This is a genomic window from Phormidium sp. FACHB-1136, assembly GCF_014697375.1.
GTDB lineage: Bacteria > Cyanobacteriota > Cyanobacteriia > Phormidesmidales > Phormidesmidaceae > Nodosilinea.
The window spans coordinates 48,295-66,015 of record NZ_JACJRS010000013.1 but is presented as its reverse complement, the minus strand read 5'-3'; the positions used below and the strand labels follow the sequence as shown (position 1 = coordinate 66,015).

Sequence of the window (17,721 nt, the reverse complement as noted above, 5' to 3'; positions counted from 1 at the left end):
GGGAGAGGCGTTGGGGGCGAAGGTCACTCATCCTCCAGTTGGGCCAAAAACTGCCGGGTGTGATGCTGCATCGTGCGGTGCTTGAGGTAGCGGGCTGCCCCCAGGTTCGCCGCCACCGCCGCGCCCCCTGCCGCCACACCACCCACCCCCACCGCCAGGGCACTGCGGCCCTCCAAGGCTTGCATCGCGCTGCCCCCTACCACCAACCCACTAAACAATGCCGCCACCGCCATGGTGACGGGCCGCAACGGCTCCGGGGCACGACGCCTCGCCAGGAGGGCGATCTCATGGCCGCGCTGCCAAGCCACCTCGCTCTGGGAGACAACCGTGATCTGTTGTACGATCTCCGCCCGGTCGGGGGTGTCTAGGCGATCCTCACCCGCTTCAGTCAGGATCGGCGACCAAGACTGAACCATGGCCAGATACTTGGCGGCATCTAGATCAGGATTGGCCAAATCCATCGTCGCCGTGGGTGGCGTATCGTCAGCAGGGTTATACAGGTTGTCGGGTGCCATTGGGTTACTCCGCATGGGGTAGACAAATCTCTATCGCGCTCTGTCGAATGGGTTTTGCAAATTTAGAGATCCCAGGTCAAGATCCCAGGGTTCTGTCGGGAATGGTCATCACGTCAGGGACAGCGGCAAAAGAACCCTGGGATCTGGGGACTGGCCTAGCGTTGGCGGGCAGCGGCAAAGGTGGCTTGAATGCAGCTCTTGGCCTCATTTGCCCCGCAGATACGCAGGTTAGGATGGGCGAGGCTGAGGCGTTCCAAACCCTCCCGAAGCGAACCTGTGGGGCCAATAATCGCCACCTGGGTCTGAAGTTCTTGAAGCTGCTGCATTTGCTCCCCCAGCACCTCAAAATCCAGGGGCGGCAGGCCGGGGCCGGGTTCCGCTGCATCGAGCCAAACCGTGAGGGCCACGGGCCGAGGCTGCCCCTGCTGATGTTGGATCTGCACCTGGGTAATGGCGCGGTCAAACAGAACGCTGGGGGATGTGCCCCACCCTTGCCCTACACTAGAGGGCCGGGAACTGGCAGCGGCATAGTCTTGGCAGCGGCGAAAGCTGCGGGTAGGGCTAGTCACCGTTTGGTTAGCCGTGGGTTCGGTGGTATCGGCAAACACCAGGTCAAGGAGCTGATCCTTAGGCTTCAGGGACTTAGTTTGCTCACGGCAAATCGCTTCAATGGCTTGGCTATCGGCAAAGCTAGAATCCGACACATCCAGGGCCAGCATGGCTAGGAGGGACTGGCTACGATAGGCTTCCGCCACCGGAACAGCGGCGATCAGCAGAGCCGCCCCCGCCACAACGGCGAAGGTTCCGGCTAGCTTATGGGCAGGCCAAGGGGCGGGGGTAGCAGACTGAAAGGACTTGGCAGTGCTAGGAACAGCCGTAAGGCTACGATGAGAACGACGTTTGGCTTGACGCATAGGGGACTCCCAAAAAAAGAGATAAAACACGGTGGTGTGTTCTACCTCTTATCGGGATGCCTCGCCATTGTTTTGCAATTTCGCGATTGAGTTCACTTATACTATTTCTGGCGCATTCCTCAGCCGTCTCCCGGTCGTCCAGGCGCATTGGGGGTTGGGCGGGCTGGCTATAATTTGGATAGCCTGTACACCCTGGATGGATACGGATGACACCACAGCTGATGATCCAGCCCTCCACTCTGCTTGCCTCTGGGATAGAGGCGAGGACATTTGGTGATGCGATCTTGTTTCGGTTCACCTCAGACCTTCAGGATCGGTCAGATGCCCTGATCCAGCGGGCCAAGCTGGGGCCATTGACGGCGGAAGAAGAAGCCGAACTGGCCGGGATTTCTGAGCTTTCTCGTATTTTCACCTTCATCAATGCTCAACTCAGTGCCAAAGCCTCATGGTGTCCGATAAAGCCAGACGATGGGTTCAACAACGCGCCCGCGCCCTCTGCGAGTACTGTCACTCCCCCGAATACCTGAGCGCTGACCGCTTTGACATCGATCACATCCAGCCTAGATCTCTAGGAGGGAGTGATGATCTCGATAATCTGGCCTTGGCCTGTCGGCGCTGCAATCTTCGCCGATATAACTTCACCCAATGGATCGATCCCCTCACACAGTCCAGCGAGAGGCTCTTCAACCCTCGACTGGATACCTGGACAGAGCATTTTCGCTGGGCAAAGGCAGGGCTACGCATCGAGGGCACTACCCCCAAGGGACGAGCAACCTGCCACTGCTTGGATATGAATGATGACCGCCATGATGACGGAGCCATCCTCCATGCCAGAACCTACTGGATCCAGGGCGGTTGGCATCCACCGCTGCAAGACTTGCCAGAGCCGTAAACGAACGGTGGAGAGACAGATCATGCGGTTATGGCCTGTCTCTCGGGCGCTGAAAGGTGATGACAGCCGGATCAACCGGACACCGAAGGACTCAAGTAACTCGACGGCGACGATTACCCCAGATTTGCCTCAATTTATCCAAGACATCTTCGGCCAGGATCCCCACCATATCCTCCATGTCTTCCTCGGAGAGGTCGTCTTCCGCTTTGAGCCCAAAGGTAGCTGGGCTTTTTAGCACCGCTTCTCTGGCCGTCAATCCCATTTCGCTGGCCGCACCCGATAGACAATCGGCAATGCGTGAATCCTGAAAAACGTCTTCCGTTTCGTTGTAGGCCGTTTCTAACTGGGCCACAAAATGGGTCAGGGAATAGACTTCTTGCAGTTCCCGCACCTGGACGGCAACCTCGTCATCACTTTCTAGCCAGGTTAGTCCCTCTTGCAAAAAGTGGAGATGGTCGGGCAAGTCGGCCATGGGCAACAGTTGGGTAAACGGGATGGACTGCATCAGGTTGTCGGGAGAGCGCACGGGCAAATAGCCCAATAAATAAACCCGATCCAACCGCTCTTCAATGCCAATCGCCACATAGGCCACCCGATCATCCCAGGCGGTATCTGGGATTTCAAAGGCGGTGGCCGCTTGCAGCAACACCGGACGACATTCCACCCGTCCTACCCCAGGTACGAGCAAATCGGCGGCATTGGGAGCCGAGAGGGCATGGGGATACCAGCTCTGGCTTTGCTCTAGGTCAGACTCAATGCTTTGCTGGGCTAGGTAGTGGTGCAGGGCATAGACGGCCAGGGTATTGAGGTAGACCTGTTTCCCAGTGGCTACATCGCCTTGCTTGGCGGCAAATAACCGCGCCCATTCCTGGGCATCCTGGGGCAGCTCAAGGGAAATTGCGTTGTCAAATTGTTCCACGGTAATTGTCATGGTGATTAAACCTCCAGGTCGTAAGCCAGTACACGCAGTGCCTCCTGAGCCACCAGAGGAAAGGCCGTTTTTACCCAAAACTTCTCTAGTTGGTCACAATCTAGGCGAGAGGGGGCCATCGCCTGTTGTTGAATCAGACTGTTCCAGATGTCCTCAAAGGGAACAGGATCAGCCTCTCGATAAATCCGTAGCCGTTGCTGGGCGAGGAATTGGGCATTGACCTTGGGCATTTGGGGCTTGTAGCAATTTTGCAGCAAACCCAAGGGATCTTGGTCAATATAGTGCCGCAGTTTGTCATAGTCTTGGGGGTCAAAAAAGCCCTCTTCCAGAATCAGCCGCTGGATAAAGGCGGGGCAGACATGGCGGTTGTAGTGGGGATTGAGATTCTGGTAGGGAATGCTGAACTCCTTGGCAACGGCGGTTTTGTCGTCCTGGTTCAGGAAAATTCGCTGGATCAACACCTGGTAGGTGCAGGCAGGATAGTTGGGCGGCGACTTGGCCCGCAGCACCCCCTGGGGATCGTCCTTAACATAGGTGATAAACCGCTGGGTGGGGGTTTGCCCCAGCACGTTGGCGATTCCTTGGGCCACCTCGGCAAACAGGGGGGCAGACATGCCCTCAGGACGCTGTTTGGCTTGATCTTGGGCAATGATGTCCTCTAAGTCGCTGAGGGTGGGGTTGGCGGCAAAGATCTCCCACTCCAGACGTTCGTTGGCTCCGTCTTGGTCGTTATCTAGAGCGGCATCGGGTCGGCGGTTTTGGTAGGCATCGAGGCACTTATAGTAAAGCCGCAACTTGCGGTTGACCCAGTTGCCTAGGGTGGGCGCTAGATATTTGCCCGTGGGGTAAAACTCGTGGATCTTGGCTTTTGCCTTGGGGATGACCACCTCGGTAAGGATGCGATCCCGCACAGCCTCGCGATCCCATTCAGGAAACTGTCGTCGCAAAAACTGCTCCCTTGGAGTCTCCTTCTTGCCTGGAAAATAGAGATTCGGTAGACAGTAGATCATCCCCAGGAAGCGATCAATGGCCGCTTCTCGCTGTTCCACCTCATCGGGCGGAATCTGGACAATGGCCTCCACCAGGGCAATGAGCCGCTGATCGAGGTCTTGGTCGTTGTGTTTGTAGGGCATCATGCGGTTGAGGACGTTAGCCCACAGGTCGATGCCGTCGGGTTGGGCGGGGTTTTGGATGGTGATGGGCATGGATCACTCCAAGCTTTGGGACAGGAACATAGAACTCAGGGAACTATCGGGGTTTGCTGCACCCACCGATCTATCAGGGGGGTTTTGCAAATTTGGGTAGGTGGGCGGGTGCCCTACGGCTAGCGCAGACCTTGGCAGGTAAAGGCAGCCCAATAGAAGGGGGAGGCAAAGGGGGTGGGCGTTTGGCAAAGGGTGGGCAAGCCTTCGCGGAGGCGTTTATTTTGCTGCACTTTCAAGTCCAGAGCCTCCCGTTTTTCTTTCAGGTCTTTGGCCTTGGCCCGATCCCCAGCCTGTTTGGCAGCTTTTTCTTGGCTTTTCAGGTTGGCAGCTTGTTCTAGCAGACGGGGATATTCGTCGGCGAGGTGCTGCTGGTAAAAATCCATGAGGGGTTTGAACTGGGTAGGATCCGCCAGGGCGCTGCCGGGGAGGGTGCGGAGGTCTTGCTGGGCCAGGTACAGGGCGGTGGGGCGGTCGTTCCAGGTGTCTGCGTCGGGATGGCGGTGGTGGTAGTAGCGGATGCAGAAAATCGTGGTGGCCAATTCATCCACCGACCAGAGGGTGCTGATGACGCTACGCGCCCCGGCGCTGAGAAATCCGGCGCTGAGGGTGAGGATATCGTCGGTGAGGTTGGGCTTGCCTAGGGCGGTTTCGCAACAGGAGAGAAACACCTCCACCAGGTCGGGCATCCGCCAGCCAGGGCTCATCAACTGGCCCAGGGTGATCAGGCCATCCCCCAAAAGCAGGGCCGAGTCTAGGGGTGTGCCCAAGACAGAGCTGGCGTGGTGGCTGGAATGGAGCGCCTGAACGCCCTGGTCTTGGAGCAGGTGGCGATAGGCGGCGATGGTGGCTTCGGCGGAACCCCGCAGGCGGTGGCGCGTGGGGGCGGGCTGGAGTTGATCAATCGCGTCGCATTCGTAGCGGGTGCAGATGAGGTCATCGGTGGCATCTTCGACCAGGGCGATGGAGTCGAGCTGGGTGGGGGTGGGGCGCTGTTGGCAATAGTTCAAAACCTGAGCACTGGGGACGAGGCGCAGTTTAAAGGCGTCGCCCAGAACCCTCGCCCCCTCTTCCACGGGCAGAGCCGCAAAGGGAATTAAATGCAGGGCGATGTGGGGGATGAGGATGAGTTCATCAATGCCTTGCAGGTGGGTTTGGATCAGGGTATCGAGTTGGAGGCGCTGGGAGAGTTCGGTCAACTGCTGGGGCATGGCTTCTCTCCAGGTGGAGAAGTTTTGCTGGTAGGGGGTTAGCCAGTTTTGCAGAATCCAGGTTTGCAGTTGGCGATAGCCCTGATCGGTGCAGGTGTGGAGGTCGATGCGGTCTTGCCGCAGCACAAAGATGTAGGTGTGGTCGTTGGTGGAGTAGAAGCTGAGCAGGGCGGTGGTGGGGCGGTCGATGAGTTGCCGCAGGGTGTCAAAGTCGGGGGGGCGCACTTCGAGCTGTCCGGCTAGGACGGGGTCGAGTTGGCGTAGGTGCTTCCAAATGCGGTCTTTTTCGGCATCGAGGTGGTCAATTTCGGCGCGGGTCATTTTTAGGCTATCGAGGGATGCGGCGCGTTCGGTGCTGGTGCTGAGGGCTTTGGTGTCGCCCTGTTGCTGGCGCTGGCGTTCGGCGTTGATGCGCTGTTGCAGGGCTTCGTATTGTTCTAGATAGTTCAAGACTTCGGGGGCAATGTTGCCGCTCTTGTAGGCATCGTTGCTGGCCATCAGTTCTACCAGATGGCGGGAACGGGCGCGTTCGGTGAGCAGGATGGCTTGGTCGAATTGGCCAAGGTTGATGTGGCATTGCAGGGCGTTGGCATAAACCCCAATGGCGTTTTCCATCAGTTCTTGGCGGCGCTTATCGTCGGTGGCCCAGGTGCGGGTTTGTTCTACAGCGGCGATGGCCACTTGGTAGCCTTCGGCTAGGGCGGCGTGCCAGTGACCTTGGCTAAAGTGCAGATCGCCGAGGGCACGAGCCGATCTAAGGGTGTCTACGGGCAGCACCACTGGGTCGAAGTAGGTGAGCGCTTCGCGGTAGCATTGCAGAGCGTTGGGTAAGGCTTGCTCACGGGTGATTTCATCGACATCAGCTTGATTCGCCTGGGTTTTGTAAGTATTACCCAGGTTATGCAGCGTCCCCGCCAGGATGCGCTCTAACCCCAACCGTCGGCTAATCTCCGCCGATTCCCCGTAGACGGTGATCGCCAGCTCCAAATTCAGCGCCGGGTCGATCCCTAACTCCGCTTGGGTCTGCCGCGCATTAGCCTGGTTCATCAAGATACTAGAGAGGTCGCTCTCTAACCCCAACCGTTGCATAACCTCCGCCGATTCCTCGTAGACGGTGATCGCCCGCTCCAAATTCAGCGCCGGGTCGATCCCTAACTCTGCTTGGGTCTTCCATGCAATGGCTTGGTTCATCAAGGTACGGGAGAGGGTGCGCTCTAACCCCAACCGTCGGCTAATCTCCGCCGATTCCCCGTAGACGGTGATCGCCAGCTCCAAATTCAGCGCCGGGTCGATCCCTAACTCCGCTTGGGTCTGCCGCGCATTAGCCTGGTTCATCAAGATACTAGAGAGGTCGCTCTCTAACCCCAACCGTTGCATAACCTCCGCCGATTCCTCGTAGGCCAAGATCGCCCGCTCCAAATTCAACGCTGGATCAATCCCTAGCTGAGCTTGGTTCCACCGCGCAGTGGCCTGGTTCGCCAAGGTGGCGGAGAGGATGCGCTCTAACCCCAACCGTCGCATAATCTCCACCGATTCCCCGTACGCCAAGATTGCCCGCTCTAAATTCTGGGCTGGCTCGATCCCTAACTCGGCTTGGGTGCAATGGGCATTGGCCTTGTTATTTAAGGTATCGCTGAGGATTAGATATAGTCCTAACCGCTCCGTAATTTCCACCGATTCGTTGTGGGCCAAAATCGCCCGCTCCAGATTTTGGGCTGGCTCAACTCCTAACTCGGCTTGGGTCTGCCACGCCTTGCCTTGATTATTCAATGATTTGGAAAGGTCGTGCTCTAAGCCTAAGCGTCGCATAATCTGGCTCGATTCTGAATAGAGCACGATTGCCCACTCTACATTCTCTATTGGGTTGATGCCTAACTGAGCTTGGGTCAGTCTTGCAGTGCCCTGGTTATTCAAAGTCTGAGATAAGTCACGCTCTAATCTCAACCATCGCCTAATCTCTGCTGATTCTCTGTAAGCAGCGATTGCCCACTCTAGATTCTCTATTGGGTTGATGCCTAACTGAGCTTGGGTCAGTCTTGCAGTGCCCTGGTTATTCAAAGTATCGGAGAGGTCACGCTCTGCCCCTAACCGTTTCCTGATTTCCGCTGCTTTCCCGTGGGCCGTGATCGCCCGCTCCAAATTCGCCACCGGGTCGATACCTAACTGAGCTTGGGCAAGCCTTGCATTACCCTGATTATTCAAGGTGTGGGAGAGTGAAAGCTCTAAGCCCAACCGCTTCCTGATTTCCGCTGATTCCCTATAGGAGGCGATTGCCCACTCCAAGTTTTGCATCGGCTCAATCCCCAACTCGGCTTGGGTTAGCCTTGTAGTGCCCTGGTTATTTAGGATCAAGGAGAGATCAGAATTCAGTCCCAACCGTCGCATAATCTCCGCCGATTTCCCGTAGGCCGTGATCGCCCGCTCCAAATTTGCCGCCGGGTCGATCCCTAACTGAGCTTGGGTTAGCCACTCATAAGCTTGTTCCATCAGGGTTTGGGCTCGCTTCTTCCCCCAGAAGCGCCCCAGGAGCTTTTGAGCCAGCGTCACATATTGCTGCTCTCTCGCCTCATCCATCCGTCCCACCTCGCAAAAAGCTCCAAAACTACCCAAGCCAACCCGTGGGGCACAGCCCTAGCATCCCCCCACCGCCAAGCTATCTCGCCAACCCCACCAAAATGTCTCAAAACTTATCTCAGTCGGGTGGGCCGTGTGCCCACCCGACCGTTGGGGTTACGCCTAATCCTCCAACGGCGACTTCATCACCGCATCCTCCCGCAGCCCCTCCGGCAGCCCCTCCGGCAACCGCGCCCGAATCAGGTTCGCAACCGGGCGGTCATGGGCATCCAAATACGCCGCCTCCACCAGCTTGTGTTCCCGCGTCTCCAAATAGGCCACATACACCGCCTGGGTCGGGTCGCTGGGGCGTTCCTGCTTATTTCGCAACAGCCCCGCAATCACCTTATTACCACTGCCCCCCAAGTGCCGTTGCAACCGCCCCCGCATACTGCGCCCAGAACGGCCCACATAATGCGTGTTGTAGCGCCAGCCCGTCTTCGTCGCAATGGCATACACCCCAGCCCCATTCGGCACCTGCCCCAACCGCGACGTATCCAGGTTGCCCTTCGCATCAAACTTGCACTCAATCCAGTTACTCCAAGCCATCGTTCCATTTCTCCAAAACTAAGTTGCACAGTCAGCGGTCTATGGGCCGCTATTTCCCTATCCGGCCAACGCCCCAAAAGTTTGCAAATTCCGAGAGCACCGCCCACCCTACGGAAGTTGGGCAAACGTCAATCTCGACAGCTTGCCGGAATCTCCATTTGGCGAATGGCCGACGTGGGCACCGCAACGGCCATACTGTCGTAGCGCCGCAGCACCGCCCGGTTAATTCCCACAATGTGGCCCCGGTCATTCATCAGCGGCCCCCCCGAATTGCCCGGTGCAATGGCAGCCGTGTGCAGAATGGCCTCTGGAGAATAGGCGCTGACAATACCCTGGGTAAACACCTGCTCAATCTGCAACGGACTGCCCAAGGCATACACCGTTTGCCCCCGTTGCACAGGCTCCCGGCCAATGGCCAAACAGGTGGCGGCATCCGGCATCCTTGCCACCCGCAGCACCGCCAGATCGCTTTCCTCATCGACCCGCACCACCCGCGCCAGCACCCGGCTCCCGGTGGAGGTTTTAATCCGCACCACCGGGAACTGCTCCACCACATGCTCATTGGTGAGCAACAGCCCCGATGAATTCACAAACACCCCAGACCCCGTGCCCGTGGGCGTCATCACCGTCACCGTCGCCGACCTTGCCTTGCGGTAAACCTGCTCCGCCGAAAGCTCGGTAGGGGCCGCCGCCACCGGAGGAACCGTTCGCCTCGGTGCAGCGGGAGAGGGGGACGCAGGCCGAGAAGGTGCAGAGGACGCCGCCCGTCCGCCCGTTCCAGCGGTTGTGGGTGGCTGCCGCAAATCGCCCTGGTGCGAGAACACCGCCATTGCTCCCAGCATGGCCACCACACCCGGAGGCCATACCCAAGATCGCCAAGTTCCCCGCTGGGGCTGGGCCACCGGATCCGCAGACCGTGACGCCCCAGACAACAGGGGACGGTCTACCTCATCGCGGTCTACCCCACGACGGGCCGCAGATCGACGGGAGGCCCAGTTTCCAGGCTGGGTCTTGGCCACCCGATAAAATCGACTAACGGACGAACGAGGCGACGGTTTACGAGCGGTCGCAAATTGACGAGGCATCGGCCATACTCCATGCGAGGGGGGGAGGGGCAAGGTTTTCTCGCCCCCATGAATTGGGTCAAGCCATCAGGCTTCCATCCGCGATGGTGGGCGGTGCCCACCCTACGGGTCTAGCCAATCAGCAGCACCAGCAAAAAGCCCAGCAGCGGTAGCCACCAAAAGCCAGAGCCAACCCCACCGACATCCTTCCGCGTCAGGTGAAAATGCTCCCCCGTTTGGGGGTCAATCGCCTCGGTTTCGCTCACTTTCAACAAAACATGTTGTCCAGACGGATAAACGGGGTACATGGGCGTGTCCTCATCGCAAGGGTGGTCTGGGGGTCGCAAATCGGCGGGGCTACCGTTCATCGGCCAAGCGTTGTCGTTGGTGGAGATCCACCATTTCCTCCAGCAGGCCCATCAACTCAGTGGGCATATCCGCCATCAACCGCTGGGCCAACGCCTTACGGCCAGGGTCTTCCCCCGTGGCCAGCACCGCCTTCAGCCGGGGCATCGCCTCCTGGTCTACCAGGTGAACCAACCCCTCCAAACAACGGTTAAACTGCCGTTCTGTTAGGGGGGCGTCCTCCAAGGGCAGCTCAATCGAGGCCCGAATTTCGCCATCGGTGGGGTCATACTCCAGCCGCAGCATCTTCACTTGGTACTGGATGTGGGCCATGGTTTGCAGCAGTGGCCCCTTATAAACCGAATCCGGCACCATCAAAATCTGGGGAGCCTGGAACTGCAAAAACTCGCCCTGCTCCGACAGCCGCAGCACAATCACAAAGGGATCCACATACTCCGCCTTCACCCCGGTCAAAATGCGGGATTCAGCAGGATCCACTCGGTAGCGCCATTGGCGATGATCTAGAAATTGGGCCAACTGCTGTAGCGTGGTTGCCATGGTGGCTCCTCAATGGTGAACTGCTTACAGTCCTCTATCGGGCCATAGCCACTGAGTTTTGCAATTTCCTAGAGACCGACCCACCACTCGCCCTAGCGCTCATCCAACACCAACCAATTCATCTGCCCAAACCATTCCCGCTTGAGGTGTTGCTGCTTGTTCCTAAACTGGCGGTCATGCCTAAGATGACACCCCACGCACAGCGCCTTCAGGTTCTCTCGCTCACAGTTCTCTGGCCGCTGATCCAGGTGGGCCACTGTCAGCAACCAGCGCCGGGGCGCAGCCTGGTACTCCACCGGGGTAAAGCTTCTCTGCCATGGCTGACACCGCTTCAGAAAATCCTCCACCGACTCACCAGGACAGCGACAGGGACGACGGCATTGCTCACAGCACCACTGGGCCTCGGCCTTCACTTGGAACGCAATCATGTCCCAATCCTTGGGGTATCGGGCGCGGATCATCGGCATGGATCAGTCAACCTCCAACGCCTGTAATCGGTACAGCAACGTCATTAACTCATCATCACTCAACTGCCAGCGACGCTTACCCTCAAACTGGTCAGCAATAAACTGCCCCATCTGCACCGCCGTCCAGCCCAATCGTTCCGCCTGCCGATGGCAGATATCAGCAACGTCTTCCAAAAAGCTGAGATGAGCAGGGTCAGGAGGCTGTGGAAAACTCAGTTCATCCCCCCGCACCCCCCTTTCCGGAGTAAAAGAATTTGGATCCGACCCCGCCCCACCCTCCGGGAGCGCCCCACTCTTCATAGTGGGGGCTATAGGGTGTAATCCTTTATTCTCCAGCGGTTCTGGCGCTTGGCAGGGTGCCGCTAAAATGGCCTTGTCATCGCCGGAAAGGCTTGCTCCATCGTTAATTACACCCTGTTGGTGATAGGGGTGCCAGAGGCTCAGGTGCTTGTAGAGGGTCTGCTGGCTAACGTGGGCGATCTGGGTGATGACCTTGGCGCGGGCCGTAATTTGGTCGGGAAGGGTGCCTGCTTGCTCTAGCTCGCGGTAGGCGGTGCGGATGCGGTGCTGGGCGTCTTCGGACTGGCTTTGGTTGAAGGGCACTAGGTTGTTTTGGGGAGGGCTGGTGTCACGACTGGGGGTAGTGCCTAGGGGCCAGTAGTAGTTCTCGACGGATTTGGCCCAGGCGGTTACTTTGCGCTCGATCTCGTGCTGGTGGCGGCAGTATTGCTCGTAGCCGGGGCAGTTGATGGCGATGCGGAGGGTGTAGTCAATCAGCTCTTGGCCCGATAGCCCTTCAAAGACGCGGCCATAGCAGGCGATGGTTTTTAGCAGGTGGTTGGTCTGGCCGTGGGCTGTCCAGCCTTCGGTGATTTCTAAGTCCAGGTCGTGCCGCCAGGTATCGACGGGGTGGCTGCGGCGCTTGGGGCGTTTTCGGTGGTTGTCGCGGCCAATTTTCATGGCGTGGCGCAAGGTGTCCAGGTCTTGCTGGGCAGCCGCACCATCCCACAGCCAGAAGAATCGGGCCAGGTTGCCAAGCTGGTGGTTGAGGGCGTCATCCAGCAAACAAGACCCGCTGCCCGGTTGCAGGGGCAGACGATGGGCGTTGTATTCGATAAAGGTGGTCACCCCGTAGGCTTTGACGTTGGGGAAGACTTCGAGCTGTCCGGCTTTGATCTGAAACCCCTGGGCTTTGAGGCATTCTTTCAGCGCGACGGCTAGGTCAAAGGTGTTGACCTGTTCGGCAAAGGGAAGGTACAAATGCAGCCCACCGCTCCAGCTTGAGCGAATCAGCAGGGTGCGGGTGATGCCGATGGTTTCTAGGGCAGCTCTAATCTGGGCCACCCCTTCAGCGGTAGAGTAGGCTCCCCCAGCATCAAGGTCGATCAGGGCGTACCGGGTCTCGTGGGTGAACCGGACGCCAATCAGTTGGTTGGCATCCTGCCACTGATCCCACAGGACACGGGGCCGCAGGGGATAGCCCGTCACCGTCGTCCAATCCACCTTGGCGGTGGCATCCTCTGGCATCTCGGCATTGATGACGTTCCAGAGGTAGTGGCCAAAAATTTCACACAAGCGCTGGCCAGTGGGGTCAGCGGGGAGGGGTTCGGCATGGTGAGACGTTCTACGAGGCGTCTCACCCAGACCGATAGAGGCGGTCATGGGGCTTCTCTCTCCTAAAAAAGAGCAATGGGTATTGCCCCGAGAGAGAGCCAGTGTTACGATAAGCGCACAAGGTATTTGGTGCGCGACTCGGGACTGGTCCTCTCGGGTTTTCGCTTTTAAAAGAGTCGGTGGCAAGTGCTATCGGCTCTTTTGTGTATCAAGGGTCTGGTCAGGACGCTTAACACAGATTCACACCATTACCAGGGGGTCAGCCCAGCACGGCATAGATCATTGCCGGATCATAGTATAGGCACCCAAAGCGGGCAAGCGAACGCTAAAGATTCGTGGTATCCGGGCGGTGAGTGGGTATCGGCCTCCTGACGCGCAACAAAAGATTGGGATTAGCTCGCGGCTCAACGGTGGTTGGGGATTGAGACCAACGGGGCAGATGGGACTGAACACTCTGATTCGGCCCATCCATGACAGCACGGTCTTCACCTATCTGCCTCAGGGGGTAAGCCGAGATTGACGCCCTTTCTGATACCGCTGGGGCCAGACCTCATGGGGGGGCAAGCCCAGTTTACTCGCAACTGCTTGCTCAACACGGCGGGAGCGTTGACGATTCAGGGTATGGGACACGGCGGAGGTGTCTACGTTGAGTTCTTGGGCAATTCGCGTCAGCGTCCAACCTCGCTTGCGCAGCGCCGCTTTAATGTCTTCGACATGCATAGGATAGTTTGGTTCTATCAAGATATGGATGACGCTAACAATAAATATATTGCGTGTCAAGCGTTATAGTTGTTTTCCGAGATTAATAGTGTAGACTCTATGGTCAGCCCATCCCCCTATGAGGCCCAGGTGGATTCCACCGCCATCGACCAATTTCCCGCTCGGCTCAAGCAGGCAGTCGGGAACAACAGCGTTCGAGGCTTTGCCCGAGAATGTGGCTTTTCGGACACCGTCCTGCGCCAGTATCTCAATGGCCAAAGCGAACCCACTCGACCCGCATTGCTCGCTATCGCCCGCACGGCTAAGGTCAGTGTCGAGTGGTTGGCCACGGGTCTATCGATGACGGGGGTGACCACGCCAGACCAAGGGGATGCCCAACAGTACATCTATCAGGAGCCGTTGGCGTTTGAGACGGGATGGTTACAGGCCAAGTTCCCGGATGCGTTTGAGCATCTGATGCTTACTCAGATCATCGATGACAGTATGGAACCATCCCTGCCCGTTGGATCCCTCGTCCTCGTTAACACCACAGACCGGGACTGGGACACCGTCACCCATGGTATTTATCTGCTCAAGCTCGATGACCGCATTGTGGTGAAGCGATTGCAATATGTGGCTGACCAGACGATTCGTGTCCTCAGCGACAATGCCGCCTATGAGACCTTCTCCATCACGCTGCCGAGTCAGGCCAGTCTGATGGGCCGGGTGGTCTGGGTGGGGCACTCGGTATAGACCCACAGGCTCTAGATGGGGGATGGCTCATGCCGCTTCACGGGATGTCCCTAGCGTTCTCGCTCATCCTGTCTAGCGCTTCGAGCGGGAATCGGTTGCAGGTTGGGATTAGCCTTGCCCAGCGGAAAGCCTCTATCCACCTGTGCTGCTCGTTCTGGCGACTGAGCAGGTCGGGGTGGACAGCCGACCACGTCTCCAGGATTTTCCTTGGCCCTGGATTTTTCTACCCGCTCTATCAGACGCTCCACGTCCTCTGAGGCATACAGCCGCAGTTCCCGCTTCACCCGGCTCACCGTCACATAAAAGCTCTCCCGCGCCACCTGGCGATCCAGCGCCCCAATCACGCGCTCTGCCGATTTGCCCTGAGCGGCGTAGGTGGTGCTAACTAGGGCATAGTCCAAGTGGGTCAGTTCTGAGCGCTCAAAATGGCTCACGTCGCCCCGATGGCCTCGAATCAGCACTCGCCCTGCTTCTAGCCCCACGACTTCAAACTCTTGGCCATTGCGTCGCCCTAGGGTCGGGTCGTTGCGCGTCCACCGCAGGCGATCTCCCACCGCAATGTCTAACGCCTCCACCCCATAGACCGACTTGCGCCGGATTTGAACTGGATCCACCTGCAATGCAGCTCCAGAGTCCCCTCGCAGCATCAGCGTATTACGGTGGCGATCTATCGCCAGTACCTCGTAGCGCTGCCCTTTGTCTAGCCCCAGGCGTCGGTAGCTGGCTTGGGGAATCAGCACATCCCCCGGCTGAAACGAGTGGGCATAGCTGGCCTGGATTTCGGTCAAGTCGCGGGCTTTCAGCCGCTGGACGGTCAGGCTTTGGCCCAGGGTTCCTTCGACCTTGAGGCCATCGCGCACTCGTTGAGTGATGGCGAGTCGTTCTTGGTTGGTGCTGGCCAAGAGCAAGGTGTTCTGACGCTCGGCTGGGGTGAGGGCCAGGTAGTCGCGGGCCATCGCCGCTGCCCTAGCCTCCTGGCTGCTGACCTGATGGATATAGGGCTGGAGTTGCCGCACCCCCGCCGCAATCTCCCCGGCGGCAATCAGGTCAACGCCTACCTTGATGCGCTGGTTCTTCTGCCGCAAGGACTGGGTGAGGTGGGCCGTGGCCATGCCCGCCTGCTGCAAGCTTTTGAACGGGTTGCCTGCCTCCACCGCCGAGAGTTGGCGGGTATCGCCCACCAGAATCACGCGGGCCTGCTGCGCCTGGGCCTTGTTCACCAGGGTCAGCGCATCTTTGGCACTCAAGAGCCCTGCTTCATCCACTACCCACACTTCAGGCTGATGGAGATTCGGCGCGGCGGGTGGAGCACAGAGCAATGCGGCCACCGTTGTCACCGACTGAATCTGGGCTGAGTCCCCTAAGGATTTCGCGGCCTCGGCACTGGGGGCAAAGCCTCGGACGGTGTAGCCCTGGGCTTCGGCCATCCGGCGAACCTGGTTCAGGGCATAGCTTTTTCCGGCCCCAGCAACGCCCTGCCAAGCGATGAAACGGTCGTGGGTGGTGGCCGCTAGCCTGACGCCCTGCCGCTGGCCTTCGGTGAGTCCCTGGTCGGTCAAGTATTCGTCCACCAAACCGGGAGTGGCGATGGCTCCTACCGCTCCCCGGCCATCTAACACGGTACGAATTGTCTCCAGTTCCCTCAGCACGGCGGTCTGCGTGGTGAGCCGTTGGTCGTGGGTATGAATCACCTCAGGGTTGCCGTCTAGGCTCCGCTGCATCTCGTCAAAGGCTTGTTGCCCCAGGTGGTTTTCTAGGGCAAAGCGCTCTACCTGCTCTCGCTTGAACACGGCCTCCCGCTCGGAACAGTGGGCGAGTCCGGCCTGGGTAGCTCGCTGGGGCTGGCTCTGCCATGGCACCGCCTGGGGTTGAGGATGGGTCAGGTTGAGCACCTGGGCCTGGTGCTGCCAGTAGGTACGTAGGTCTTCCCTGGGAATTTCTTTCCCCTTGGGGGCGCGGGTCATCAGGGTGGCTAGCTCTCGCGCCTGGGCGGTGGCGTTCTCTTCGACCGCTGCCAGAATCTGCTCCCGCCGTTTGGAGAAGGTTTGGAGGTCGTCGGGCCGATAGCCTTTGAGTTCAAACTGGCCGTTGGCCCTGGGTTCAATGGCATAGCCCAGGCGCTGCACTTCCACCGCCAGCTCGTTCTGGTAAATCATCCCCAACAGCTTTTGCTGCTGAAAGAGAATGTCGTTGTGGAGCGACTGCCAGCGGCCATTGGCCAACTGGGTGGCGTTGATCACCACGCAATGGGTGTGCAGTTGGGGATCCTTTTCGCGGGAGGTGTCGTGGTGGAACTGGGCCACAATCAGATTGCCCGTCCCCACCGCCTGTCGGCCTTCCGGCGTCCGTACCCGCGTTTGGGCGTAGCGTTCTTCCAGGATGGCCAGGGTGCGCGTCACGGCGGTGTGATGGGCCTGCTCGATGGCGGTATTTTCGCCGACCAGGGCCGCTAGGCTGATGCTTTTGGGCGCACTGAAGGTCAGATCCAACCCCGCCCTATGGCGCTCTGGATCAATCTTGCGGCCTGAGAGGGTGCTATCGCCCTGGGGATGGGAGCCGTGGAGCAGGTTTTTGAAGGCGCTGCCCTGCACCTGACCAACGAGACCGAGGCGTTTGGCCCCTTGGCCCCACCAACCGGAGTGGGCCTGGTTTTCGTCGGGGGTGTAGTAGTTCTCGGCGGTGTAGTAGGTTTCGCCCTGGTTAGCGCTGATCACCGTCAGGCTGAGCATGATTCTTCCCCTAGCCCTCGACCCAGCCCTGGCGCTTGCGGATTTCTTGAATCAGTGCCCTGCGATTGTCCAGCGCCTGTGGCCCTCGGGCATTGGCTTGCTCTAGGGCAATCGTCTCTAGCAACATCTGGATGCCTTGGAACTGCACTTGCAGCCGCTCCAGCCGTGCCTTCAGGTCATCCACCTGGCGTTCTAGGTCGTGGCGTTGTTGACCATCGCGCATCAGCAGGCGAATGATGCTGGCGGCGGGAAGGCCCAGCCGTTTGGCCTCTTTTTCAACAAAGGCCGCCTCTTCGAGGGGCAATGAAACGCTAAATCCTTTACCCATGGGCTTTTCCGCGATTGTGTCCGTGATTCGTAAATGACTGGCCATTAGCTCCCATTTCGGAAACCCTTGACTGGCCTAGGTTTCAGCCATCCCCTGGCCCAGGGCTGGGCGTGGTGTGTGAACCGCGAAGCCACGAAACAACGTGGAGTGGCGTAGCCCCCAGCCCAACCCATCCGGTCGCTAACAGACCACCTTTCCCGACCAGAAGACAGGCATGAATCCCTTCTGTTTTAGCCCACAGAACCTATCGAATGGGTTTCGTTGATAAGGCTGAAATACTTGTTCTTATTCATCAATGTCTTGATTAAAATGCTGCCCCCATCGGCATTGCCAAGTC

16 protein-coding genes are annotated in these 17,721 nt (G+C 58.6%); 2 read left to right on the top strand and 14 right to left on the bottom strand.

Going from position 1 to position 17,721, the window contains the following annotated elements; genetic code table 11:
- Nucleotides 1-23: 23 nt before the first annotated feature.
- Nucleotides 24-515 (bottom strand): hypothetical protein, encoded by a 492-nt coding sequence (locus H6G62_RS06245; RefSeq protein ID WP_190493256.1) that lies wholly within the window; start codon nt 513-515, stop codon nt 24-26.
- 155 nt (nt 516-670) lie between these two features.
- Nucleotides 671-1,429, bottom strand: a complete 759-nt coding sequence (locus H6G62_RS06240) for a hypothetical protein (RefSeq protein ID WP_190493255.1) — start codon at nt 1,427-1,429, stop codon at nt 671-673.
- Between the two features lie 445 nt (nt 1,430-1,874).
- On the opposite strand from H6G62_RS06240, the gene H6G62_RS06235 reads away from it, so the two are divergent.
- A complete protein-coding gene (locus H6G62_RS06235) occupies nt 1,875-2,321 on the top strand; it encodes an HNH endonuclease signature motif containing protein (RefSeq protein WP_190493254.1) in 447 nt (148 codons plus the stop codon).
- Nucleotides 2,322-2,412: 91 nt separating this feature from the next.
- On the opposite strand, the gene H6G62_RS06230 is transcribed toward H6G62_RS06235, so the two are convergent.
- The 10 genes from H6G62_RS06230 to H6G62_RS06185 form a co-directional block, all read right to left on the bottom strand.
- Nucleotides 2,413-3,252: a DUF1822 family protein gene (locus H6G62_RS06230; protein WP_190493253.1), complete on the bottom strand. Its 840-nt coding sequence runs from the start codon at nt 3,250-3,252 to the stop codon at nt 2,413-2,415.
- 5 nt (nt 3,253-3,257) lie between these two features.
- Nucleotides 3,258-4,457, bottom strand: coding sequence for a hypothetical protein (locus tag H6G62_RS06225; protein WP_190493252.1), 1,200 nt, complete (start codon nt 4,455-4,457; stop codon nt 3,258-3,260).
- 119 nt (nt 4,458-4,576) lie between these two features.
- Nucleotides 4,577-8,239 (bottom strand): CHAT domain-containing protein, encoded by a 3,663-nt coding sequence (locus H6G62_RS06220; RefSeq protein ID WP_190493251.1) that lies wholly within the window; start codon nt 8,237-8,239, stop codon nt 4,577-4,579.
- A gap of 162 nt (nt 8,240-8,401) precedes the next feature.
- Nucleotides 8,402-8,827, bottom strand: a complete 426-nt coding sequence (locus H6G62_RS06215; protein ID WP_190493250.1) for a GIY-YIG nuclease family protein — start codon at nt 8,825-8,827, stop codon at nt 8,402-8,404.
- A gap of 128 nt (nt 8,828-8,955) precedes the next feature.
- Nucleotides 8,956-9,912, bottom strand: a complete 957-nt coding sequence (locus H6G62_RS06210; protein WP_190493249.1) for a S1C family serine protease — start codon at nt 9,910-9,912, stop codon at nt 8,956-8,958.
- Nucleotides 9,913-10,022: 110 nt separating this feature from the next.
- Nucleotides 10,023-10,199: a hypothetical protein gene (locus H6G62_RS06205; RefSeq protein WP_190493248.1), complete on the bottom strand. Its 177-nt coding sequence runs from the start codon at nt 10,197-10,199 to the stop codon at nt 10,023-10,025.
- Nucleotides 10,200-10,248: 49 nt separating this feature from the next.
- Nucleotides 10,249-10,794, bottom strand: coding sequence for a hypothetical protein (locus H6G62_RS06200; RefSeq protein ID WP_190493247.1), 546 nt, complete (start codon nt 10,792-10,794; stop codon nt 10,249-10,251).
- A 92-nt stretch (nt 10,795-10,886) separates the two neighbouring features.
- On the bottom strand, nt 10,887-11,222 hold the full coding sequence (locus tag H6G62_RS06195; RefSeq protein WP_199324781.1) for a hypothetical protein: 336 nt from the start codon (nt 11,220-11,222) through the stop codon (nt 10,887-10,889).
- Between the two features lie 42 nt (nt 11,223-11,264).
- Complete coding sequence (locus H6G62_RS06190) at nt 11,265-12,923, bottom strand: hypothetical protein (protein ID WP_190493245.1); 1,659 nt, start codon at nt 12,921-12,923, stop codon at nt 11,265-11,267.
- A gap of 450 nt (nt 12,924-13,373) precedes the next feature.
- The gene (locus H6G62_RS06185; protein WP_190493244.1) at nt 13,374-13,595 is read right to left on the bottom strand and encodes a helix-turn-helix domain-containing protein; all 222 of its coding nucleotides are present in this window, start codon (nt 13,593-13,595) and stop codon (nt 13,374-13,376) included.
- 99 nt (nt 13,596-13,694) lie between these two features.
- On the opposite strand from H6G62_RS06185, the gene H6G62_RS06180 reads away from it, so the two are divergent.
- Entirely contained in the window at nt 13,695-14,327 is a 633-nt protein-coding gene (locus H6G62_RS06180; RefSeq protein ID WP_190493243.1) for a S24 family peptidase, read from the top strand.
- Nucleotides 14,328-14,377: 50 nt separating this feature from the next.
- On the opposite strand, the gene mobF is transcribed toward H6G62_RS06180, so the two are convergent.
- Both mobF and H6G62_RS06170 read right to left on the bottom strand, forming a co-directional pair.
- A complete protein-coding gene (gene mobF / locus H6G62_RS06175) occupies nt 14,378-17,056 on the bottom strand; it encodes a MobF family relaxase (RefSeq protein ID WP_190493242.1) in 2,679 nt (892 codons plus the stop codon).
- A 10-nt stretch (nt 17,057-17,066) separates the two neighbouring features.
- Entirely contained in the window at nt 17,067-17,384 is a 318-nt protein-coding gene (locus tag H6G62_RS06170) for a hypothetical protein (protein WP_190493241.1), read from the bottom strand.
- Between the last annotated feature and the right edge of the window lie 337 nt (nt 17,385-17,721).